The organism is Aliarcobacter vitoriensis (genome assembly GCF_003316695.1).
Classification (GTDB): domain Bacteria; phylum Campylobacterota; class Campylobacteria; order Campylobacterales; family Arcobacteraceae; genus Aliarcobacter; species Aliarcobacter vitoriensis.
On the sequence record NZ_PDKB01000003.1, the window covers coordinates 104,066 to 125,470 of the forward strand.

Sequence of the window (21,405 nt, forward strand, 5' to 3'; positions counted from 1 at the left end):
TTTGCTATGAGTAAAATAGTTATGAATCAAAAAGAGCTTGAAGAGATACTTGATAATTATGATTTTAAAAAGTCACTATTTATTTCGGAATTAAGAAAATTAAATGAAGGCAATATCAAACACGTTGAAGATTTAAAATTTTTAACTTATAAATTTAATGAGTTTAATTTGAATTTTAAATCTCTTCAACAAATAGAAACTGAGATAAAACAAATATCTCAGTTTAGTAAAAATATTGATGTGTCAGATTTTAAAAAGAATCTAAAAAACATAATAGATAATGCTTCATATAAACTTGAGCTAGAAAATAGTGAACTTAAAATTCAAACCCAAAACCTAAATAATAATGTCCAAAATTTGAAAGAAGCTATCCCACAAGCAGAGGAACATATCAGAAATCTTCTTATAAAAGCGAAAGAAAAATTAGAAAAAGAGATAAGCCTTACATCAAGGTTTTTAAGGATGAATACTTTGTTTGTAACTTTTATAAGTGGATTATTAATTGGAGGATTAGGAATCTATGTTTATCATTTATCCTATATCAAAAAATATGATGAAAATATAGTGTTTTTATTGATGAATAGTGATAAAGATTTCATTAAAGCACAAATTGATAAAGCATCTACATTTTTTGCTGGTTATAACGATAGAGATGAGTTAATCATCAAAATTTTTAACAAGGAAAACAAATGAAAATATTAATAAATATTGGCTTGATATGGTTGCACATCTTCGATAAGCAGAGATTGTTATTCAAGACTATAAAAGCATTACATAAGTACTTTAGATGGTTTTTATATGTATCTACAAATATTGCCTTTTATTTTTTTATTAGTTTTTTAACAAAAATTTCAACAAATTACATTATTAATTACAATTTTTCACCATTTGTGGAAGAAACAATGATTTCTCTTTTAATGTTTTTTAAAATATTAGGAATTGTTTTAATGTTTGGATTATTCTTTATTGAATCTTTAATTAACTTCGATATTGAAACTTATCAAAAACAAAAAGAAGATAAAGAAAATTATATAAGAGCTAATAAACTTCAATGGTGGAGATTAAGGAATTGCAACTGGTTTATGAGAATATTAATTTACACAGTTATATTTATATTTTGTTTCTTAATGTTATTAAATTCATTTTTACTTTCTGCACAAGATCAACCTTTAGATTTTGTAGAATTTGGAACATTTTTAAAACAGTTCTTATTGGTTTATGTGATTGTATTTATGCTATTTGATTACAAGCTTGTTCAAAAAGCAAGAAAAAAAGTATTAGAAATACCAAAGTTTGAAGTAGGGGAGCAAGTATGAAAAAGCTTACTCTACTTCTATTATTTTTAACTTCTAATTTATTTGCTTTTACTCAAACAAATTTTGATATAGCTTTAAGAGATTATGAAAATAATAATATGGCTAAATATAGAGATGATGAACTTATTTTAATGAGTAGTGAATCTTTATTAAAAAATGGAATTATCTTAAATGGAAATGATTTAATTAGAGATGTAGCAACTAATCCTAATAGTGGAATTAGTTTAGAATCTATTAGACAAAGTTTAAAATGCTCATTTGTTACAGATAAATATACTGCTACAGTTTATAATATTAAACCAAAAGAGGGTATTGTAACTTGTATGGTAGCTGTTAAAGGAGATATATATAATCCAATAGGGCTATTTAATGTATTTTATCCAACTATGAAAAAAGCTTATGCTTTAGATTTAGAAAAAGCAGAAAAAGAAAATATTGCTGTTTTAAATAGTTTAGATGCTCAATTCAAACCTTTATCAGATAGAGTTAAAGCTATATCTAACTCTATTAATGTAAATAATAATAAAGACTTTTTAACTGTTCCTGAACTTTTAACTGCTGCTGTTTTAACTGATACTGATGTAGTTGATTTTGAGAAAACAGAAGCAACTGGAACATTTCAACTAAAAGATAATTTCAGTTCAATTTATCAAGATGTAAATAGTGGTGAATATATTGATAATCAAAAATATATTTTAGCTGATGCTGAAACTTTCTCAAAAGTTTATACAGGTCTTGGTGATATTAGTATGAGTTATTATGTGTTAATAATTTTACTCTTTGGAGTTTCAGGAGTTTCAAGGAAAGCTTTAGGAAATGTATTTGCAAAAATGGAAAAACGACAAAAGCCTGATGGATTAATTCCATATACATTAATGGCTATTATTGGAGTTTTACTATTCATTCCAACAACATACACTCAAACTCAAGGAAATACTCAATATGAAGTTTATAAAACAAAATACCAGGAGTTTGAAAAAGATGGTTATTCTTTATTTAACAATTGGGCAGATGATGCAGCAAAAGTAATTATTGATTCAGAAGTATCTTCTTTACTTAAAAAAAGTGGAGTAGGTACAAGAGATCAAGGAATATCTACTATTGCTGGATATGAACAATATAAAAAACTAAAAACATTTAATCAAGACCTTTGGAGTATTTGTATTAATGATATTTACAACTATTCAGGATTACTTGATTCAAACAATAAACATCACTATTCACAAGATCCAAATCAACCATTTCCATTAAATGAGAAATGGGCTTACATCATGAGTAAGATTAAAAATAATGCTTCAGTTATATATTACTCTCCAGCTCCAAAAGGTGAAGTAAAAAGTACATCTTCTTATTCAACTTCTACAAATAATGAATACAAAGATATTTATCCTGATTTCTCTTTAAGTTCTTGTGGTAAAAACTATTATGACTATGTTAGTAATAAAAGATTATATGAAGATTACAGTAAGCAAAAAGATATTTTAATTAATCAAGATAATAGTCGTAAATTAGTTGCAATAGAGAGCTTACTAACAAATCAATATGAACTATATAGAGATTTTGGGTTTTTATCAGTTTTAGGATTACCTGTTTTAAAACTTCAAACTGAATATATAGGTGGATTGTATAAAACACAAAGAAGTGAAGTACTAGATAAATTAAATAAACAAATTGCACAAACTGGAGATATAGATGCTGGTGAAGATGATGAGTTTTTACATAGTTTTTTTAGTTCAATTCCATATCTATTTGTTCCAGGTGCTGGAACAGTTTTTCAAGTAATAAGTGAAAACTCTGGAAAAATTGGAGCTGTATTTGGTAGTAAAGGTGGACCATTAGGAACTATTATAGGAGCAACAATTGGAACTATTAGTGGTGGTGCTTTAGGTATGAAATTAGCTTATGAAGTTGCTTCTAATCTTTTACAACTTACTCCAATTTTAGGGCTTATTGTTATTGGATTATTAAGATATGTAATTATCTTAATTAAAATATTTGTATTTCATTTTATAAGTCTGTTTTTAATGCCTTTGATGTTTGTTCAACAAAACTTAGAAGCATTCTTTAAATTTACAATGAAGATATTTATAACAATGGTAGAAATACCAATATTTGTACTGTCTGTTTGGTTAGCCTTATCTGCTAACTCACTACTACATACAATAGGTGATATATTTGGTAAGAAGATGATTATTTTTATGTTAGAGAATAATAACAATCTCATCACCATAAAAGATGATTTATATGATTTTGGAGCTCTTAAAATCTATTTATTTGATGGTTTCTTAGAGATTATAATAGCTGTTTTTTCAACTGTTATTATTTATAAAATAATTATAACACTACATGAAACAGTATCTGATATTTTAGAAGTTCAAGGAACTAATAGATTTGATAGTGCAATAGAGAGTATGAAAAGTGATGCCACTGGTTGGGGTCAAAAGATATAAGAGTAATAATTTACTCTTGTATTTTATATAAATAAAAATTTAAAAAAAGGATTAAATTATGACAACAGATTTTAAAACAGATGAAATAATTGTATTAAAAAACAATGAGCAAAGAGAAGAGATAATTGCTAAAAATGGAGAATTTATTATAGATACTTATCCAGGTATGAAATTAAAAGATATTCCAAATAGATTTGATTTTATAACAAATAAACATGATTTTCCAGATGAAGTAGTTCGTGATATAGATTTTATGTTTCCAAAGATGAACTCAGCAACTTATAAATTCTCAGAGCCATTTGTATATCTACCAGATAGAAGATTAATAAATGCTATTAATCCTAGTACTTGTGGTCTAATGGATGGTTTATTATTCATTTGCAATACAATGAAAGATAAAGAGTATACAACTGGATATTTGTTTATAAGATATTATAAAAATAAACTATATCTAATTGAACATTTTAAAGATTTATCAAGAAGTACTGAGCTTTATATTGAATTTAATATATTTAAAACCCGTAATTATAAAAGAGATTTAGCAATCTTAGTTAATGAACTTTACTGTTTACAAAAAGGAGAATAAAATGAGCAATACTATTTATGTAAATAAACTTATAAAAAATGAAATTTCAAATATGAAAAATATTAGAAAAGATATTATTTCAAATCTTGCCAAAAATTTATATGATTCTAAAGATAAAATCCTAATGCGTGAAGCTGTAGATATACTATCAAAGAATATAGTAATTTTTAAAAACAACTTTGAACATGAAAAAATTATCAAAATTCTTTCAGGACTTCCATTACTTTATCTTGTTATAAAAACTATCTCTTTTTCAAAAATATAGTTAAAAAGGAAGCTACTTTTAAAGTTGCTTTCTCTAATATTAACTATATAAAAACTAAAAAAACTATCTTAAATAAAAGGAAACAAAAATGTCAGAAAAAAATGAAAAAAGATTAAAAGCTATAAAAACTATCTATGGTGAGGAAGCTTATCATAAAGGTGAAAAAGTAACTTATGGCACAACTGTATATGTTGCTTGGTGGATACTAGGCTATAACACTATAGAAGAACTGGAAGCAAAATATACAGATGAACAAATACTTGAAATGCATGATGAAAGATTAAAAAGTCAAGGTATTAAAATTTCATAAATCAAGCTAGATTATTAGCTTAGATTAACTCATAATCAGTTATTAAATAACTGGTTATGAGTGCCTATTCTTGTTAGTTTTAAATAACCATCTTCTATGATATAAATTAAAAGCATATCTCCACTAATATGGCACTCTCTAAAAGCAATATAATTCCCAACAAGCTCATGATCTAAAGCTTCACTTGGAAGTTTTAGATCTTCAAGTAATAAGCTAACAAATTTTATAAATTTTTCATAATGCTTATCTGATAATTTTGTTTTACTATAATCTTTTACAAATTGTTTAGTTCTAAATAATTTATACATATTTTATAAATCTTTTAGAGATATCTCTTCACCTTTAAACTCTTTAGCTTCTTGCATAGCTTTTAAAGTATCTTTATTTGGAATTTTTATCTCAAAAGGAATACCATTATTTAGTTTAACCATATTTAGAAACATTACTATTGCTTGAGAAGTATTAAGTCCTAATTTTTTAAAAATAGCTTCAGCTTCTTGTTTTAAATCACTATCAACTCTAGCTCTTACAGTTGCATCCATCATTTTAAATCCTTTTTTATTTATTGTAGCCTATTTGTGCTACAAAGTCAATATTATATAAATTAAATAAATATTATGTATTCTCATTACTTTAAGTCAAATAACTGATATAACTTCTACAATTTTAATTTTTATTACCCTTTAAATTTGCAAAAAAGTCAATAGGTTTTTTTTCACCATCTTTTTTTATTAAATCTTGAGATTTATCTATATTAATATTTTTATCTTTTTTAGTAATTTTATTTTTTGATTTTTTTAAATATGAAGATAAATTTTGCTCACTTAATCCAGCTTTACTTTTACATTTACTTTTTAAATATTCTATTACTTGTTTTTGAGAATAATCTAAATCTAATAGCTTATTTATATCTTCTAAATGCTCATCAAATATAGATTTTTTACTTCTTGGTTTGTTGTTTGAGATAAAATCATTAATATTCATTTTTTGCCTTAAATAAAAGATTATCTTATATAATCTATTCTATATAAAATATACTAAGGTATTATATAGTAATATCAATTCTAAATCAATACTTATCTATTAATATAAGATATAAATAATAAATTATAAAATATTAGTTAAATATAAATAAATTAATATAAATGAGCCATTGCCCTACTTGACAGCAGGGCTTGTTTTATGTAAAATACTTCTTATTTTAGTGTGCTTCGCACACTTTCAAACAACTAAGGATTAATAAAATGAGTTGGAATTTAGAGGATCATATTTTAGATCATGCTGCACTTGTTAGTAACAATTTACCTTCTTATTTTAATCTAGCAGATGATAAAAATATTCACTTTACTTTTTCAGTAGATAAGAGCCAACTTATAATTAATCATAATTGTAAAAGCCAAAAAGATATAGATTTAGTTATGAGTAAATTCTTTGAAGATTTAAAAGAGTATGAGTATATATTTTATGAATCACAAGGATCTAAAAAACCAAAAAGAAAAATGTCTTTAGATTTCTCTCATATGTTATTTGCTTATCATAATACTGATAGTGATTCAATCAATTCAAAAAACTATGAAGTAGAACCACACTTTCATTTATTAATTCCTCAAAAACTAAAAAATAAATATGGAAAAAGTTCAAAAGTAGGGCTAGGATATTTAAATTTAAGAAGAATGATAAATGAAGTAGCTTTAAAACATAACATTACATTTAATTTTAATGAGAATGTATCAAATGATACAGATTTAATTACTAAAAAACAAGCTACAAAGTTTACTTGGTTTAATAAAAGAGTAGATGATCAACACTTCTTAAATGCAGTTCAAAGTGGACAAGTAAATAAATATATACAAGAGTTTATAAAACATTATAAAAGAACTGAAAATATCCAATATTATATAAAAGGAATGACAGATTTTAAACAAAGACTTTTAAGACAGAATATTGATTTTATATATGATGGTAAAAATCTTAAAAGTGAAGATTTCCCTCTATTTTTTAATGAAGATCAAATTAAAAGCCTTGATACTATAAATAGTGGAAATATTAAAGATATTAAAGAGCTAATTAAAATTAGAGAGAATAAAATAGCTAGAGCTTTTATTGAATATAACTTTGGTTTTAATAATGTAGTTACTAAAGAGCTAGAGCAAAGAGGAAATGTATTTAAAAAAATAGATCTTGATTTTACTGATGTAAATATAGATATAAATAAAAAAATGACTTCAAAAGATTCTAGTAATGAGAAATATAAAAAATCTCTTGCTTTTAATGTAAAAGAAGATGTAACAAAAATTTTAAAAGTTGTTAAAAATGATAAACACTTCTTAGAGTTAATGCAAACTTTAGGATATGAAAATATCAAATTTAAAGCTAAAAATGTAGAGGGTAAAAGAGAGCGAGTAGGGTTCACATTTATAAACAATAATGAAAACTATACAGTATATTTAAACTCACTAGATTTAAACTATAAAAATCTTACAACATCATATAAAAACAATATTGATATAAAAACACAAGATATTCAAACAGAACTATTAAATTATAAAGCTAAAATCAATGATTACATACCTTTAAAACAAAAAACTTACAACAATAAGATATTTTATACAATCTATAAAATAGAGCCAAATATTAGCTTAGAAAACTACTATATTAAAAAATTAGATAATGAAGTAGAGTTTAAACATAAATATAAAGATTTAACAATTAAAGATAAAGAAAAATCAATAATAGCAACTAAATCAAAAGATACTACACTTTTAAAAGATGATATGACAGAACAAGTAAAACTAATGTTAGAACTATATACAGCAAAAGGTTCAAAACTAGAAAATCTATCTATTACAGGATCAAAAGAGTTTGAAGATGAAACTATAAAACAGATATTAGAAAAAATAGAAAATATGTCATTACAAGATAGATATGAATTCTTAACTAAATTAAACTATTCAGAACGAGAAATACAGGCAATAAATTTATATTATGAAAAATTAAATAAATCAAAATTAATAGATGATATAATACCTAAAGAACCAAAAGATGAAGATATAATTGATACTAGTGATGAAAATATTGAAGAAGCAAGGAAAAGTCTTTTAGAGCTTATAGAAGAGGATGATAGAAAAAAAAGTTTGAAATTGGGTTGAAGTTATAAATATAGGTGGATACTATATAATTAAAATAAAAAATAACCAATTTTATGTAAAAATTAATTATTTTCATTCTATAATCAAAGTAATAATTTCTTAATAAATTTAAATAAATAGGAAAATGTATGATTTATTCCCAACAAAGCTTAGATTTAATTTCAAAAGAAACATTAGAATTAAAAAAACCATTATTTTATAGAAATGAAAGAGTAAGCTGTGGAAATATATCTCAGCTAGCTTTAGAATCAGGAAATTGGTCTTTTACAGCAACTCCTTATAAAGATAACATTTATAAACTTGTTCATAATTTAAGTATTTCCTTTCTTGCAGAATTAAAAAAAATCAATGGCAAAATTACATATGAAATTAAGAGTTGTGTAGAAAATATTAAAGTTACTAATCCACCGTATAAAGGTTTAAATATTAATGGTGTGGGAGAAATAGGAGATGGTTTAAGAAATGCCCAATTAGGTGCAATCCATTCTTTAATGGCTCATTGGTCATTATCTAATGAAGTGGCTACAATAGTTTTACCAACTGGTACAGGTAAAACTGAAACTATGTTAGTAGCTACTCTTGCAGATAAAGCATCAAGAACTCTAGTTATTGTTCCTTCTATAGAATTAAAAAATCAAATAGCTGATAAATATGCTACTTGGGGAATACTTAGAAAACTAGGTGTTATTACTAAAGAAACTTTAAATCCCTCTGTATTAATTTTAAATAAAACATTAGAAAATGATGAAAATATTGAAGATATAAAATCTGCTGATATAATTATTTCAACCCCTGCTTTTTTCGCAAGAGCAACATCTGAAATTCAATTAAAAATAAAAGATATATTTTCACATATTTTCTTTGATGAAGCCCATCATATTAAAGCCAATGAATGGAACTATATTAAACAATTATTTAAAAATTCAAAAATTGTTCAATTTACAGCTACTCCATATAGAAATGATAAAAAACCTATTGAAGGAAAGATAGTTTATAACTATCCTCTAACAAAAGCACTAGAAGATGAATGTTTTTCTAAAATATCTTTAGTTACAGTAAATGAACGTAATCCTAGAAAAAAAGATAAAGCAATAGCTGATGCCGCCATGGAAAGATTATTAGATGATAGAAAAAAAGGTTTTACTAGACATCGTATGATGGTTCGTACAGATGAACGTTCTCATGCAGAAAAATTGCTTCAAGATTATCAAGAATGGTTTCCAAATGAAAGAATAATACTTATTCATTCTGGAACAAAAAATAAAAAAAATGTTATTAAAAATATAAAAAAAGGTCAATATGATATTATAATTGCTGTTGATATGTTAAAAGAAGGATTTGATTATCCAGATTTTAAAATTGCTGCAGTACATGGTATTCATAAATCATTAGCAGTATTGCTACAATTTATAGGTAGATTCACACGTACTCAAAAAGATTTAGGAGATGCTTCTTTTGTAGTTAATTACGCAGATGAAAATATATCTTTAGAACTTGAAAATTTATTTCAAGATGGTTCGGGATGGGAAAAGATAATAAGTGAAATTGCAGATGCAAAAAAACAACAGGCTGAATCCTTACTTACATTTTTACAAGGATGTGAACCTTATTCAGGTTTTGACTCTCCTGATATAGAATTAAATCCTAAGTTAGTTTATCCTGCTTTAAGTTGTGTTTGTTTTAAATCAGAAAAAGTTAATTGGAATAATTTTAAAGAGGCATTTAACTTAAATATTCATTCACTATCTCAACCTTATTTTAATATTAATGAAAATATTTTTTATTTTACTATTCAAAAAAGAGAAAAAGTTAAATGGGTTAGAACAACAAGAATAAAAGATCAAACGTGGGCTTTGATAACTATGCATTATGATGAATCATCAAAACTTTTATTTATAGGGTGTAGCGATAAAAGATTTGATATAGATTTACTTGCAGAAAAAATTTCAGAAAATACAAGTGAACGTGTTACAGGAGATGTTGTTTTTCGTTCATTCGACTCAATAAAACGTCTTAGCTTAGTTCATGCAGGAATATTTAAACCAGCAAATCATTTACATCGTTATTCACGTTTAAGTGGAGCAGATGTTACAATAGAATTGAATAAATGGAGAGAAGGAAGTAAAGTTAAAAAGTCAGATTTTGTAGGAATTGGTTTTCGTGATGGATTTCCAGTTAGTATTGGAGCTTCTGTTAAAGGGAAAATGTGGAGTCCTGCACGTGTGGGAGATTTAAAAGAATGGAAAGAGTGGTGTTTAAAAATAGGGAAACTAATAACTAATAATAATATAGATACTGAACAATTGTTAAAAGATTCTGCTAAAAAGATACAATTAGAAGAATATCCAAAAGGTATTCATATTTTAGCTACTGATTGGTCAGAAGAGCTCTATGATAGAATACATAAACTAACATTTGAAATGCCTAGTAAAAATTCTTTTATGCTTTCAGAAGGAATATTAAAATGTAATAATACTGATAGCTCTAGAGCTGATTTTATATTAAATATTTTTGATGAATCTATACTTTTTTCAATTGTATTAGGTGGAGAAAATGGACATAGTATTATAGGTTTAGATAATAGTAAAATTACAGTAGAAGGTTTAAAATCTAATCCTATTCCTTTAAAACAATTTTTTCAAGAAAATCCACCAACAATGTTTTTATTAAATGGCTGTACAATAGCAGGTTCAATTCATACAGATTATAGTGAATCAAGTATTTTAACAATTCCTGATGAACAAATAAAAACTCTTGATTGGGAAAATGTTGATTACAAAGTAGAATCTTTTTACAAAGGCAAAGATACAAGAGAAAATTCTATTCAAGAATATATGATGAAAAAATTAATTGATAGAGGAGCAAATATAGTATTTAATGATGATAATTCAGGCGAATCTGCTGATATTGTAGGAATCTTTAAAGAAGATGAATTAATACGTTTTGAAATGATACATTGTAAATACTCAAAAGAAAAGTCAGGTGCAAGATTATCAGATTTATATGAAGTTTGTGGTCAAGCAGTAGTTTCTTTACGTTATAAATGGAAACCTGAGGAATTATTAAAACATTTAGAAAGAAGAAATGCTACAGGTGTATTAGCAGGAAAAAGATTTTATCATGGAGATATAGTTGATGTTGCTGAAATAAAAAAAGCACTTAAATATTGTAATGTAGAATTTGAATTTGCTATAGCTCAGCCTGGGGTTGAAAAATCAAGTCTAAATCAAGAAATGAAAGACTTTCTAGGTTCAATATATTCAACTGTTATTGAAATGACAGAAACTAAACTATGTTGTTATTTCAACGATTAATTTATTTAAAAATAATAGTTAAAAAGTACAAAGGGAAAGTAAATGTTTGAAGCTATACCTGAATTAAATTATCTTTTAGAAGATTTACAAGAAGTTATAGAAAATGATGCTAAATGTTTAGATATAGAAAATGTTTATGAAAATAATATAAAAAGATATCCACAATTAGAACGATATAGTTTAGTTATAGGAACAAATGATAATAGTAAACAATATTTTAATTTGAATATAGATAATTTACTTCATAAAAAAGAATTTATAGATGGGAAACTAACAATTACAACTAATCATCAATGGTTAGATTTTTCGAATATCATATATTTATCAAAAAATAAAAAATTTAATCCACCAGTTATTGATTTTACGGTATCAATTGATAGTAATGCAATGAACTTTATTGATAGGTTTTATAGTATGGGACAAATTAATGAATTTATCAATTTAAAAATCAAACATAATATAGATATGAACTTTTTTCCTTATATCCTTGAAGATCATATTAACCCTTATAAAAAACAATATCTAAAAAAATATAAAGAGAATAAGGTTGATTATGAAAAAGAACAACAAACAAGAGAAAAAAAACTAAGAAATTTTGAAATCATAAATCATATAGATATTGAACATTTTAAAGAAACAGAAGAAGTCAGATTTGATATAAAATATCTATATGCTAATGGTTATAAATCATTTGAAGAATATTTTGAAAATAAACTTTTCTATTTTAACAACTTTTTTGAAAAGCGTGATGTTGAAATAATAAAATTACCTCATAATACTATTTTCTTCGATTCAAAGAAAAAAATAGAAATTAACTATATCTTGAATACATTTGATTTAATATATGGTTACGTATTACAAATTGTAATTGAAAAATTTAAAGGTAAAAAAAATTCACTTGAAGATAAAATACATAATATTCTAAAAAATATGTTTTTGAATGGTCAACAATTAATACAAGTATTACATTTTGCATATATTTATTTTACAAAAGAATCTGAGCTAGAAATAAATAAATTTTTCAATTTTGATAAAAGTTGGGACTATGATAAAATTATTGAAAAAGCATACAATATTACATGGGACATATACTTATATTCAATGAATCAAGATTTTTTAGTTCGCCCATTGAGAACTATTAATGGAAAACCTTTTATAGCAGATATTGGTATGCCAATTTTTTTGACAGAAGATAATAAATTTTTTAGTTCTTATATTAAACTCCATTCTGTACAGATAGTTATTATAGATGAGAAAGAAAATAGAGCTTATCAATCTGCTAGTAATACAGTAAATCAGAACAAAGAATTTACTGATTATATAATTTCTTTTAGAAATAAATATCCAAATATTGATTCATTAAAAGTAAAAAGATTTAAATTACATAAAAGCCACAATCATCGTTGTTCAATTTTTAGACTTTTTAAGGAGAGAATGGAAAATGAATTAAAAAACTATTTAAATGATTTTCAAAAAAAACAAGATAGGAGAAAAATTTAATGGCAGCTATTTGGAATGACCCCAAGATAGTAGACAGAAATTTATTCAGTTAATTAAAATAACAATTTAGAGAAAAGAGAACTAATAAAAATGATAAACAAGTCATGGAAAAAGAGACTAAAAATATAAAACAGTTTGATAAAATAAGTAAATTGGAAAATTCAAAAAATTATATGACTTCTACTGAAGAAGATTTATTGAATCTGGTTAGTAAGTTTAGAAAAGATTAAAACTATATAGAAGTGAAGCATGAAAATATTTATTACTGAGAATGATATAGAAAAAATATCTAAAATTTGCAGAATATCTAAAAGAAATCTTATTATGGCTATCAAAGAATATAACAAAATTAATGATAATAGGATAATATTATCGTATAACTTTAATAAAGGAGATGAAATATTGGAAAACTTTGTTAATCAAAGAGGAATAGAGTACATTATACATTTTACAAGAATTGAAAATTTAGATTCAATTTTATCTAGTGGATTAATTCCTCGAGATGAATTAGAAAGAACAGGAACTAATTCGATTTTTAATGATGAACATAGATATGATAATTGTAAAAATGCTTTATGTTGTTCTATTGGTCATCCTAATTATAAAATGTTTTATTCTCTTAGAATGAATAATCCTGGAACAGAATGGTGTGTTATTGGAATAAAAAAAGATGTTCTTTGGAATAAAGATTGTGCATTTTGTGTTGAAAATGCTGCAAGTAATTCCGTAACATCAATTCCTATTAATCAAAGAAGAGGTTTACAAGCTTTTATAAAACTATTTGATGAAATAGAAAATAAACCTCCAAGAAATGTTTTAGCTATTCCAGATAATTGTCCTACTAATCCTCAAGCAGAAATATTAGTTTTTGATACAATTGAAGTTGATAATATTATGGGTGTTGTATTTCAATCTCAAGAAAGAGCAAATGAATACACAAAAAGATATAATAAGACTAATTTCTTTCACTATTATAAAGCATTTTTTTATGGAAGAAAAGATCATGAACATTGGAGTTAAATTATAATGGCGAGGAGACCTATTTTTATTCCTAATATAAATGGGAATCAGTTATTTATTGAAGAAAATATAGATTTTAATTGGTTTTCAGGTTTCGCAATTTCTCAAAAACAAAAGAGTATAGAATCTTTACATAAAAAGGCTTATGAAAAAGGTTATGAAAAACTTTTAGAAGTTTCTTCAAAGTCTTCAGAACTTTTAGGACAAAGACTTAGTGCATTTAGTCTTGAAATTGAAACTATGAATTATGGAAAAATAAGTGTAGAATGTGCATTTCAGGGAAGTAAAGTTTTTAAAGGGAATAAACAATATCCTGAAATTTATACAAAAACAAGTATTGAAGCAAAAAGATTTCATAAATTAAATTCTTCTGGAGAGTTAATTGGATTTAGATTTGAAGATGAAGAATGGGAATTAGAACCTAAAAGTGCTTTTTATGATTGGTTATATATTAAAGCTTTATATCCACATAAAGATTTTTTAAAAAAATTATATAAATATCAAGCTTTTACAGATATTGAATTCAATCCTGCAAAATCTATAAATTGTCAAGCTAGAACATGTGCAATAATTGTTTCTTTATTAAAGAGAGATTTATATGATGAAGCTATGAGTTCAAAAAAAAGATTTATTGAAATAATATATAAAAGACAACTAAAGCAGGGTGAATTATTCAGTTTGTGATGTAAGTATTTCAAGGTATTTTTTCAGGTATAGATATAAACTATCTGTATAAAATGGCTATTCTATAGTTTAAATATAGATAACTTTAATTCCAGATGGTTCCTGTAAAACTACTTCCAAAAAACTAAAAACTAACTCAAATAAGCTCTTTTTATAGGGCTTATTATTTATGACTAATAATTTAAAGATATCGATTTAACTTCATCTTTTATTTACTCATTATTATTGTAAATTTGGCACCTTTAACACTATTTGCTACTTCTATTTGAGCATTTAATCTTGTTTCTACCAAAGTTTTTGCTAAAGATAGACCAATACCACTTCCTGATTTATTTTTTGTACTAAAGTTTAAACTAAATATAGAATCTAAATATTCTATTGGAATTCCTCCACCATTATCTTCAACTAATACTCTTATTTTGCCATCAGTCAAATTTTCTGCAACTATTATGATTTTTCTATCTTTTTCTTTAAAGTTTTTTAGTTGAAATATAGCATTTTCAAGTAAAATCATAATAATATTTAAAAAACTAGTTTTATAATTATATATTTCTATATCTTCAATATCTAAATTTACTTTTATATTATTTAACTCCAGTTCACTTTTTAGAATTCTAAGTAGTATATCTACTTGTTCTTTTATAAAAAAACTCTCTTTTTCAAGTGGATTTCTATAAAAATTGTATATATCATTCATAGTATCTTTTAAAAATAAAATACTAGTTTTTATATGAGGAATAACTTCTTTTGAAGTTTGTAAATAGTTTTTATTGTCAAAGTTATATGTAGTTTCAAGAAGTGTAACTTGTGAACCTATTTGTGCTATTGGGGTTTTCCATTGATGTATCATATTTGCAACATTATTACCAAGACTTGTAAATCTAGCTTGAGATACTATAAACTGTTCTTGTTCTATTTTCTTGCTATAAATATATCTTAATTTTGAGTATAAAATCACTGCAAATAAAGATACATCTATAAGAGTAAATATTGGTACAAATAACCAAAAATTACTGAAATATTCAAAACTCCCAATCAAAACAGATACTATATAAAATGCTATAAGAACATATATATTTAATATTACAAAATATATTTTTGCATCTTTTTGATTATCTTTATATGCCAAAAAACTAGTAAATAAAAGTATAAACATAGCAAAAAATGACACCACATTTGTATAATTTACACTATATCTAATATCTGGATATTTAAAGCAAAACATATAGTAAATCAAAACAAGAAGTGTACTAAAAATTGCAAGGATGATTAATTTAAAACTTAATGACCCTTTTTTAGGTTTTAATATAGAAAAATGAAAAAGTAAAGTTGCAAGAAGTGTTGAGAATGCAAAAATCCAATTAAGTCCATTTAAAATATTTAAGTCAATATTTCTAATATATTCATAAAAAATACCATTTACAAGTAAATGATATATTGAAGAAGATATTATGAAAATTACATAAAATAAAAATGCTTTCTCTTTTGTTGAAAAATATATAAACAGATTGTGAAAAGCAAGAATAAAAATAGTTCCTATAAAAATACCCCAAACAAGAGAACGAAAACTTAAAAGTTGATTATATGTTGATTTATTGTAAATTTCCCAAAGAATTGATATACCACTATATGAATTATGTTTTATAAAAAAGTCATAAGTTGAATTTTCTTCTAAATTCAAAAAGAAAGCACTATTTCTTGTTTGAATTTCCCTATTTTTGATATCTCTATAATCACCCAATTCTACTTTTTTTAATAAGTTACCATCTTTTACAATGTAAACATCAATTAAATCAACGCCAGCTTTTATATTTTCAAAATAAACTTCTATATTTTGTATAGATTTGATACTAAATGAACTCCAGAAAGCTGATTTCGTAGCAGTATAATTAAATCTTGAAGTAAATTTAAACTCTTTGTTTTTGATATCTTCAAAACTTAAATTAGAACTTTCATCTATAAATACTTTAGTATATTGTTCTAAAGATAGCTTATTAAAGGATGAATTTTCCAAAATAATTTCTGCAAATAAAAAATTTGAGAATAGTATAAATATAAGTAATTTTTTTATCATTGTATTTTTAACATATATCCAAAATTTTTTTGATTTAGAATCAAAGAGTTGTTTTTAAATTTCTTTTTTAATCTATAAATAATATTTTTTAAGGATATATCATCATAGTAATTATCTTTGTTCAAAATATGTAGCAATTCTTCTTTTGATACGATTTGATTTTTTTTATCTAACAAATATTCAAAAACTATTATTTCTAGAGAAGTTAGCTTAGTAGAAGTTTTATTTTGTATTAATTCTTTAGTTCTAAAATTATAAATAGTTTGATTATCTAATTGATATACAAAGATAGAAGATTCATTAATTTGTTTTTCACATATCATTAAAACTTTAATAAGATTTTCGTAAATTATTGGTTTTTCTAAGTATGAAGTGAGGTTTAGGGGGATGCACTTTAAAAGTTTATCTTTATCTGTATAGTTACTTAAAATTACTATTGGAATACTTTTATTAAATTCTCTAATATTTTTTGAAAATTCATATCCATCCATATTGGGCATCTCATAATCTGTGATTATTAAATGTACAATATTCTCTCCAAAAACCTCCAAAGCTTCTATACCATTATTTGCTATAAAAACTTTGTTAAATATAATATTTAATATCCTATTCATATTTGTTTGTATCTCTAAATCATCTTCCACAAATAAAATATTAAAATTTTTTAATTCTATCAAAAATGCCCCTTGTGTTAAATTTTTATAGCTTGGAAAAATTATAACCAAAAATTCTCAAATATATATTTTGATTGACTTTAATACGACTTGTAAAGTATAAAATATAATAAGTTTCGATTAGTCTAAAAAAATATATCTTGTATCTTAAAATGTGGATTGATATTTCGTGTGTTAGCTTCAAACTTTTATTATATCCTTGGTTGAATAGTTATAAGTATAATATTAAATATAAACCAATTAATTTACAAGGCTTATATAAATTAGAAAGATATTTATATCAAATTATTAGAAAAAGTAATTTTGGATAAAGTTGTAGGTAATAAAAAGTCTATTACTAACTGTAAATAAATGTTTCATGATGAATTATTAGTAAGTAAAGTTTTTGCAAAAGTAAATTAAAATTTGAAATTAAACCCTGTATAAATAGAGCTAGAGTTTTTTACTTTTATTCTATTTGAATAGCTATATCCGAACTTTTCTCCTTCTATTTTTACATCTTTTCTGTATTTTGAATATACTCCACCAATTTCAAATTCAATATTTTTTGTAATATCATAAATACTTCCAATTTGGAGCCCATAGACCATATTATCTTTAAAAGTTCCTAAATGAAATCCTGTAAAGAATCTAAAGTTATCATTAATTGGAATAAGATATTCATAATTTCCAGTAACAAGCTTTAGTTTAAAAAGTTCTGTTTTATATTCAATAGCAGATAAATAAACCCTAAATTGATTATTAAGAATTACTCCAATTTTTAGTTCAGGAGAGGTGTCTTGTATGGATTGATCTTTTTGTTCATTTTGTACTATTGTTCCAAATTGTGTTGGGATATATATATCTAAATTATGTGAGATTTTTGCTTGAGTTTTTTTTAAATTTATACCTGTGAAATAATCAATATCTAAAGCTTCTAGTAAACTTGATAGAATAATAACTGAAAATATAATCTTTTTTATATCAAAGCCTTTTTCATAAATTAGGGAGTAAATTCTATAAAAATTATTATAAAAAGTAGTTAAAATTTTATGTTGATTTAAAAAAATAATTTATTTGTGGATGGGGTAGAAGGATTCGAACCTTCGAGTGACGGTACCAAAAACCGTTGCCTTACCGCTTGGCGATACCCCAGAAGGATTAAGTAAATAAAGTGGAGCTGGTGAAGGGAGTCGAACCCCCGACCTGCTGATTACAAATCAGCTGCTCTAGCCAACTGAGCTACACCAGCACTTTATATTATTTTTATGGTGTCAAAAGAGAGACTTGAACTCTCGACCTCCGGCTTATGAGACCAGCGCTCTAGCCAGCTGAGCTACTTTGACATAAAAATTGAAATTGGTTGCGGAAATAGGATTTGAACCTATGACCTTCGGGTTATGAGCCCGACGAGCTACCTAGCTGCTCTATTCCGCGATAAATAAAAGAACACCACTTCAAGATAAGTGGAGCGGGAGACGAGACTCGAACTCGCGACAGTCTGCTTGGAAGGCAGAAGCTCTAGCCAACTGAGCTACTCCCGCATAAAATCCTTGTTTAAAAGGATTGGAATGTTATCTAAAAAAATATTAAATAAAACTTAATATTTTAGCTGGTGGGTCGTGAAGGACTCGAACCTTCGACCACTCGGTTATGAGCCGAGTGCTCTAACCAGCTGAGCTAACGACCCAGTGGCGGACAGTGAGGGATTTGAACCCTCGGTACCGTTACCAGTACGTCTCCTTAGCAGGGAGGTGGTTTCAGCCAACTCACCCAACTGTCCGTTCTAATTTTATATTAATAAAATCAGGACGGGAATTATAATAGTCTATGACTTAAAACACCCTTAAAAATTAAGGATATTAAATATTTTCTATAATTTTTTTAACAATTTCTTGTGGATTTTCACTTTTATATATAGGTCTTCCAACTACAATAAAATCTACAGCATTATCTTTTGAGAATTTTATATCAGCAACTCTTTTTTGATCACCACTATCTTCTCCAAAAGGACGAATTCCAGGGCAAAGAGTGATAAATTCACTTGAAGTATTATTTTTTATATCAAGACTTTCAAAAGCAGAGCAAACAACTCCATCTAGTCCAGCTTCAAATGTTGATTTTGCAAATTCTCTTGCTTTTTTATCTATATCTTCATTATAAATTTTTTTAAAACTTTCATTATCAAAAGAAGTAAGAGCTGTAACGGCTAAAACTAAAGGACGATTAGGAATATCTCTAATTCTATCCATAACTGTTTTCATAGCATGGCTTCCTGCACTTGCATGAACATTAAACATATCAACAATTCCAAATTTAGATATATCTTCTGCTGCATCAGCCATAGTATTTGGAATATCGTATAGCTTTAAATCTAAAAATATTTTAAAATTTGGATTTATAGCTTTTAAATCTTCTAAAAACTTTTTTCCATCTCTTAAATATGTTCTAAAACCCACTTTCAACCATACATCAAAATCTTTTATTTTTTCTACTAAAGCTAGATTTTCTTTTGAACTTTCCAAATCTAAAGATACACAAAGTTTCATGTCTTGTGTCATTTTAAGCCTTTTTTACTTGGTCTAAAATAGCATTTACAAATTTTGGTGCTCCATCACTTGCTAATCTTTTTGATAATTCAATAGCTTCATTTATAATAACCGCTTTTGGTAAATCTTCAAATAATATTTCATAAATTGCAAGTCTTAATATAGATTTTTCAACTGAACCTATGTCTTCTAAACTTCCTTGAGTTATAAATGCTTTTATTTGCTCATCAATTGTACTTAAATTTTTAATTGTCCCATTGAATAGATTTAAAGCAAACTCTTTTTGATTATTTCTTATTTTTTTTTCTTCTAAAAGTTCATCAACAAATTTTGAAATCTCAGTATTTCCTAAATCGTATGCATACAATAGTCCAATTATAGACTCTCTTGCTTGTGTTCGTGTTGCCAAATTATTTTCCCATTTCGTTATATAAATCTAACATTTCAATGATTGTAATCATAGCTTCTGCACCTTTGTTTCCAACTTTTGAACCAGCTCTTTCAATTGCTTGTTCTATTGAATCAGTTGTCAAAACACCATTTGATACAGGTTTTCCATATTTTAAAGCAACTGTCGCTATACCTTTTGTTGCTTCTGCACTTATATAGTCAAAGTGAGGAGTTGCTCCTCTTATTACCGCTCCAACACAACAAACAGCATCATATTTTCCACTTGATAGTGCTTTTTCTAATGCAAATGGTATTTCAAAAGCACCAGGAACTAAAATCAAATCTAAATTGTCTTCATTTCCACCGTGTCTTTTGAAAGCATCTCTTGCTCCTTCAACTAATCTATCAGTTATTATGTGATTAAATCTACCATTTATGATAGCAACTTTTTCATCACCTTTAAGTCTTAAAACACCTTCTATTATTTTCATTTATTTCTCCAAGATTGTTTTCAATAAGCAGTGATTATACATAAAATGGGCTTAAGGTTTAAAGTATAAATATTTGATGTCTTTGATTATGATATACAAAAAAGTACTATTAAAAACTATTTTTTTATTTGAATAATATAAAAATAAATACTGTTAAATTGTTACAAAAAGTAACTTCAACTAACAAATTTAAAAATTCTTTCTGTAAATTTGTCCATTTTTTTCATTTAAATCGTCTTACTATATAGAGAAACAAATTCTCAAAATTAATACAAAGGATTTAGGATGAAAAGAAAGATTTTCATTTCAGTTTTAGCATCAATGATGTTAAGTGGAACAATGTTAAATGCAAAAGAGATAAGTTTGCAAGAAGCAGTAGAGAATATAGTAAAGAAATATAATGTAACATATATTTCAAAATCAAAAGATTTGAAGAATAAAATAGTAGATTCAGAAAAGTTAAGTTTCGGGGGGGGGTACAGTATTAAGTAATCTAAATAGCGTACTAGAAGAACATAATCTCAAAGCTATCGAAGAAGATAGTATAATTTACATAATAGAAAATCCCAAATCATCATATCAAAAAGTAGGTAAAACTTATATACTAGATGAAATATCTGTAAAAGATAATAAAGAAAATAGCTATACAAGAAC

Annotated in this window: 22 protein-coding genes and 7 tRNA genes; 13 read left to right on the forward strand and 16 right to left on the reverse strand. The window is 25.3% G+C overall.

Annotated elements, in window-relative coordinates; translation table 11 throughout:
• Positions 1-6: 6 nt before the first annotated feature.
• The 6 genes from CRU91_RS02405 (at position 7) to CRU91_RS02430 (ending at position 4,927) form a co-directional block, all read left to right on the forward strand.
• Positions 7-693: a hypothetical protein gene (locus CRU91_RS02405; RefSeq protein ID WP_113893020.1), complete on the forward strand. Its 687-nt coding sequence runs from the start codon at positions 7-9 to the stop codon at positions 691-693.
• The gene (locus CRU91_RS02410) at positions 690-1,316 is read left to right on the forward strand and encodes a hypothetical protein (protein ID WP_113893022.1); all 627 of its coding nucleotides are present in this window, start codon (positions 690-692) and stop codon (positions 1,314-1,316) included. The genes CRU91_RS02405 and CRU91_RS02410 overlap by 4 nt, the downstream gene beginning before the upstream one ends.
• Complete coding sequence (locus tag CRU91_RS02415) at positions 1,313-3,766, forward strand: glycine zipper family protein (RefSeq protein WP_113893024.1); 2,454 nt, start codon at positions 1,313-1,315, stop codon at positions 3,764-3,766. The genes CRU91_RS02410 and CRU91_RS02415 overlap by 4 nt, the downstream gene beginning before the upstream one ends.
• Before the next feature lie 58 nt (positions 3,767-3,824).
• A complete protein-coding gene (locus tag CRU91_RS02420; protein ID WP_113893026.1) occupies positions 3,825-4,352 on the forward strand; it encodes a hypothetical protein in 528 nt (175 codons plus the stop codon).
• Between the two features lies 1 nt (position 4,353).
• Positions 4,354-4,617, forward strand: coding sequence for a hypothetical protein (locus CRU91_RS02425; protein WP_113893028.1), 264 nt, complete (start codon positions 4,354-4,356; stop codon positions 4,615-4,617).
• A gap of 88 nt (positions 4,618-4,705) precedes the next feature.
• A complete protein-coding gene (locus tag CRU91_RS02430) occupies positions 4,706-4,927 on the forward strand; it encodes a hypothetical protein (protein WP_113893030.1) in 222 nt (73 codons plus the stop codon).
• Positions 4,928-4,962: 35 nt separating this feature from the next.
• Here the strand turns inward: CRU91_RS02430 and CRU91_RS02435 are convergent, their stop codons facing one another.
• From CRU91_RS02435 to CRU91_RS02445, 3 genes are all read right to left on the reverse strand, one after another.
• Positions 4,963-5,235 carry a type II toxin-antitoxin system YafQ family toxin gene (locus tag CRU91_RS02435; RefSeq protein ID WP_113893032.1) on the reverse strand — a complete coding sequence of 91 codons (273 nt, stop codon included), beginning with the start codon at positions 5,233-5,235 and terminating at the stop codon, positions 4,963-4,965.
• Positions 5,236-5,238: 3 nt separating this feature from the next.
• Positions 5,239-5,472, reverse strand: coding sequence for a type II toxin-antitoxin system RelB/DinJ family antitoxin (locus tag CRU91_RS02440; protein WP_105912557.1), 234 nt, complete (start codon positions 5,470-5,472; stop codon positions 5,239-5,241).
• A 121-nt stretch (positions 5,473-5,593) separates the two neighbouring features.
• Positions 5,594-5,911: a hypothetical protein gene (locus tag CRU91_RS02445; protein WP_113893034.1), complete on the reverse strand. Its 318-nt coding sequence runs from the start codon at positions 5,909-5,911 to the stop codon at positions 5,594-5,596.
• A gap of 260 nt (positions 5,912-6,171) precedes the next feature.
• On the opposite strand from CRU91_RS02445, the gene CRU91_RS02450 reads away from it, so the two are divergent.
• The 6 genes from CRU91_RS02450 to CRU91_RS02470 all read left to right on the forward strand — a co-directional run bounded on the left by CRU91_RS02450 (position 6,172) and on the right by CRU91_RS02470 (position 14,594).
• The gene (locus CRU91_RS02450; RefSeq protein ID WP_113893036.1) at positions 6,172-8,076 is read left to right on the forward strand and encodes a hypothetical protein; all 1,905 of its coding nucleotides are present in this window, start codon (positions 6,172-6,174) and stop codon (positions 8,074-8,076) included.
• Positions 8,077-8,204: 128 nt separating this feature from the next.
• Positions 8,205-11,390, forward strand: coding sequence for a DEAD/DEAH box helicase (locus CRU91_RS02455; protein ID WP_113893038.1), 3,186 nt, complete (start codon positions 8,205-8,207; stop codon positions 11,388-11,390).
• Between the two features lie 42 nt (positions 11,391-11,432).
• Positions 11,433-12,890, forward strand: coding sequence for a hypothetical protein (locus CRU91_RS02460; RefSeq protein WP_113893041.1), 1,458 nt, complete (start codon positions 11,433-11,435; stop codon positions 12,888-12,890).
• A gap of 104 nt (positions 12,891-12,994) precedes the next feature.
• Positions 12,995-13,120, forward strand: a complete 126-nt coding sequence (locus tag CRU91_RS12455; protein ID WP_257118674.1) for a hypothetical protein — start codon at positions 12,995-12,997, stop codon at positions 13,118-13,120.
• A gap of 19 nt (positions 13,121-13,139) precedes the next feature.
• Positions 13,140-13,910: a DarT ssDNA thymidine ADP-ribosyltransferase family protein gene (locus CRU91_RS02465; RefSeq protein ID WP_113893043.1), complete on the forward strand. Its 771-nt coding sequence runs from the start codon at positions 13,140-13,142 to the stop codon at positions 13,908-13,910.
• 6 nt (positions 13,911-13,916) lie between these two features.
• Complete coding sequence (locus tag CRU91_RS02470; protein ID WP_113893073.1) at positions 13,917-14,594, forward strand: DarT1-associated NADAR antitoxin family protein; 678 nt, start codon at positions 13,917-13,919, stop codon at positions 14,592-14,594.
• A 208-nt stretch (positions 14,595-14,802) separates the two neighbouring features.
• On the opposite strand, the gene CRU91_RS02475 is transcribed toward CRU91_RS02470, so the two are convergent.
• The 13 genes from CRU91_RS02475 to ribH all read right to left on the reverse strand — a co-directional run bounded on the left by CRU91_RS02475 (position 14,803) and on the right by ribH (position 20,751).
• A complete protein-coding gene (locus CRU91_RS02475) occupies positions 14,803-16,608 on the reverse strand; it encodes a sensor histidine kinase (RefSeq protein WP_222718370.1) in 1,806 nt (601 codons plus the stop codon).
• Between the two features lie 56 nt (positions 16,609-16,664).
• On the reverse strand, positions 16,665-17,345 hold the full coding sequence (locus tag CRU91_RS02480; protein ID WP_113893077.1) for a response regulator transcription factor: 681 nt from the start codon (positions 17,343-17,345) through the stop codon (positions 16,665-16,667).
• Positions 17,346-17,740: 395 nt separating this feature from the next.
• On the reverse strand, positions 17,741-17,932 hold the full coding sequence (locus CRU91_RS12185; protein ID WP_222718371.1) for a hypothetical protein: 192 nt from the start codon (positions 17,930-17,932) through the stop codon (positions 17,741-17,743).
• A 469-nt stretch (positions 17,933-18,401) separates the two neighbouring features.
• Positions 18,402-18,476 (reverse strand) — tRNA-Gln (locus CRU91_RS02490).
• A gap of 20 nt (positions 18,477-18,496) precedes the next feature.
• Positions 18,497-18,573: transfer RNA gene (locus tag CRU91_RS02495), tRNA-Thr, on the reverse strand.
• Positions 18,574-18,590: 17 nt separating this feature from the next.
• Positions 18,591-18,667, reverse strand: a tRNA-Met gene (locus CRU91_RS02500).
• 14 nt (positions 18,668-18,681) lie between these two features.
• A tRNA-Met gene (locus CRU91_RS02505) sits at positions 18,682-18,758 on the reverse strand.
• Positions 18,759-18,788: 30 nt separating this feature from the next.
• A tRNA-Gly gene (locus CRU91_RS02510) sits at positions 18,789-18,865 on the reverse strand.
• Positions 18,866-18,934: 69 nt separating this feature from the next.
• A tRNA-Ile gene (locus CRU91_RS02515) sits at positions 18,935-19,011 on the reverse strand.
• A 2-nt stretch (positions 19,012-19,013) separates the two neighbouring features.
• A tRNA-Ser gene (locus tag CRU91_RS02520) sits at positions 19,014-19,104 on the reverse strand.
• 79 nt (positions 19,105-19,183) lie between these two features.
• On the reverse strand, positions 19,184-19,882 hold the full coding sequence (gene pyrF, locus CRU91_RS02525; RefSeq protein WP_113893081.1) for an orotidine-5'-phosphate decarboxylase: 699 nt from the start codon (positions 19,880-19,882) through the stop codon (positions 19,184-19,186).
• A 1-nt stretch (position 19,883) separates the two neighbouring features.
• Entirely contained in the window at positions 19,884-20,279 is a 396-nt protein-coding gene (gene nusB / locus CRU91_RS02530) for a transcription antitermination factor NusB (protein WP_113893083.1), read from the reverse strand.
• 1 nt (position 20,280) lies between these two features.
• Complete coding sequence (ribH, locus tag CRU91_RS02535) at positions 20,281-20,751, reverse strand: 6,7-dimethyl-8-ribityllumazine synthase (protein ID WP_113893085.1); 471 nt, start codon at positions 20,749-20,751, stop codon at positions 20,281-20,283.
• Positions 20,752-21,036: 285 nt separating this feature from the next.
• On the opposite strand from ribH, the gene CRU91_RS02540 reads away from it, so the two are divergent.
• The gene (locus tag CRU91_RS02540) at positions 21,037-21,243 is read left to right on the forward strand and encodes a hypothetical protein (RefSeq protein WP_113893087.1); all 207 of its coding nucleotides are present in this window, start codon (positions 21,037-21,039) and stop codon (positions 21,241-21,243) included.
• Positions 21,244-21,405: the final 162 nt, after the last annotated feature.

Coding starts and splice junctions, on each gene's coding strand:
- CRU91_RS02405 (WP_113893020.1), top strand. CDS start 7: ATGAGTAAAATAGTTATGAATCAAAAAGAGCTTGAAGAGATACTTGAT.
- CRU91_RS02410 (WP_113893022.1), top strand. CDS start 690: ATGAAAATATTAATAAATATTGGCTTGATATGGTTGCACATCTTCGAT.
- CRU91_RS02415 (WP_113893024.1), top strand. CDS start 1,313: ATGAAAAAGCTTACTCTACTTCTATTATTTTTAACTTCTAATTTATTT.
- CRU91_RS02420 (WP_113893026.1), top strand. CDS start 3,825: ATGACAACAGATTTTAAAACAGATGAAATAATTGTATTAAAAAACAAT.
- CRU91_RS02425 (WP_113893028.1), top strand. CDS start 4,354: ATGAGCAATACTATTTATGTAAATAAACTTATAAAAAATGAAATTTCA.
- CRU91_RS02430 (WP_113893030.1), top strand. CDS start 4,706: ATGTCAGAAAAAAATGAAAAAAGATTAAAAGCTATAAAAACTATCTAT.
- CRU91_RS02435 (WP_113893032.1), bottom strand. CDS start 5,235: ATGTATAAATTATTTAGAACTAAACAATTTGTAAAAGATTATAGTAAA.
- CRU91_RS02440 (WP_105912557.1), bottom strand. CDS start 5,472: ATGATGGATGCAACTGTAAGAGCTAGAGTTGATAGTGATTTAAAACAA.
- CRU91_RS02445 (WP_113893034.1), bottom strand. CDS start 5,911: ATGAATATTAATGATTTTATCTCAAACAACAAACCAAGAAGTAAAAAA.
- CRU91_RS02450 (WP_113893036.1), top strand. CDS start 6,172: ATGAGTTGGAATTTAGAGGATCATATTTTAGATCATGCTGCACTTGTT.
- CRU91_RS02455 (WP_113893038.1), top strand. CDS start 8,205: ATGATTTATTCCCAACAAAGCTTAGATTTAATTTCAAAAGAAACATTA.
- CRU91_RS02460 (WP_113893041.1), top strand. CDS start 11,433: ATGTTTGAAGCTATACCTGAATTAAATTATCTTTTAGAAGATTTACAA.
- CRU91_RS12455 (WP_257118674.1), top strand. CDS start 12,995: ATGGAAAAAGAGACTAAAAATATAAAACAGTTTGATAAAATAAGTAAA.
- CRU91_RS02465 (WP_113893043.1), top strand. CDS start 13,140: ATGAAAATATTTATTACTGAGAATGATATAGAAAAAATATCTAAAATT.
- CRU91_RS02470 (WP_113893073.1), top strand. CDS start 13,917: ATGGCGAGGAGACCTATTTTTATTCCTAATATAAATGGGAATCAGTTA.
- CRU91_RS12185 (WP_222718371.1), bottom strand. CDS start 17,932: ATGGTCTATGGGCTCCAAATTGGAAGTATTTATGATATTACAAAAAAT.
- pyrF (WP_113893081.1), bottom strand. CDS start 19,882: ATGACACAAGACATGAAACTTTGTGTATCTTTAGATTTGGAAAGTTCA.
- ribH (WP_113893085.1), bottom strand. CDS start 20,751: ATGAAAATAATAGAAGGTGTTTTAAGACTTAAAGGTGATGAAAAAGTT.
- CRU91_RS02540 (WP_113893087.1), top strand. CDS start 21,037: ATGAAAAGAAAGATTTTCATTTCAGTTTTAGCATCAATGATGTTAAGT.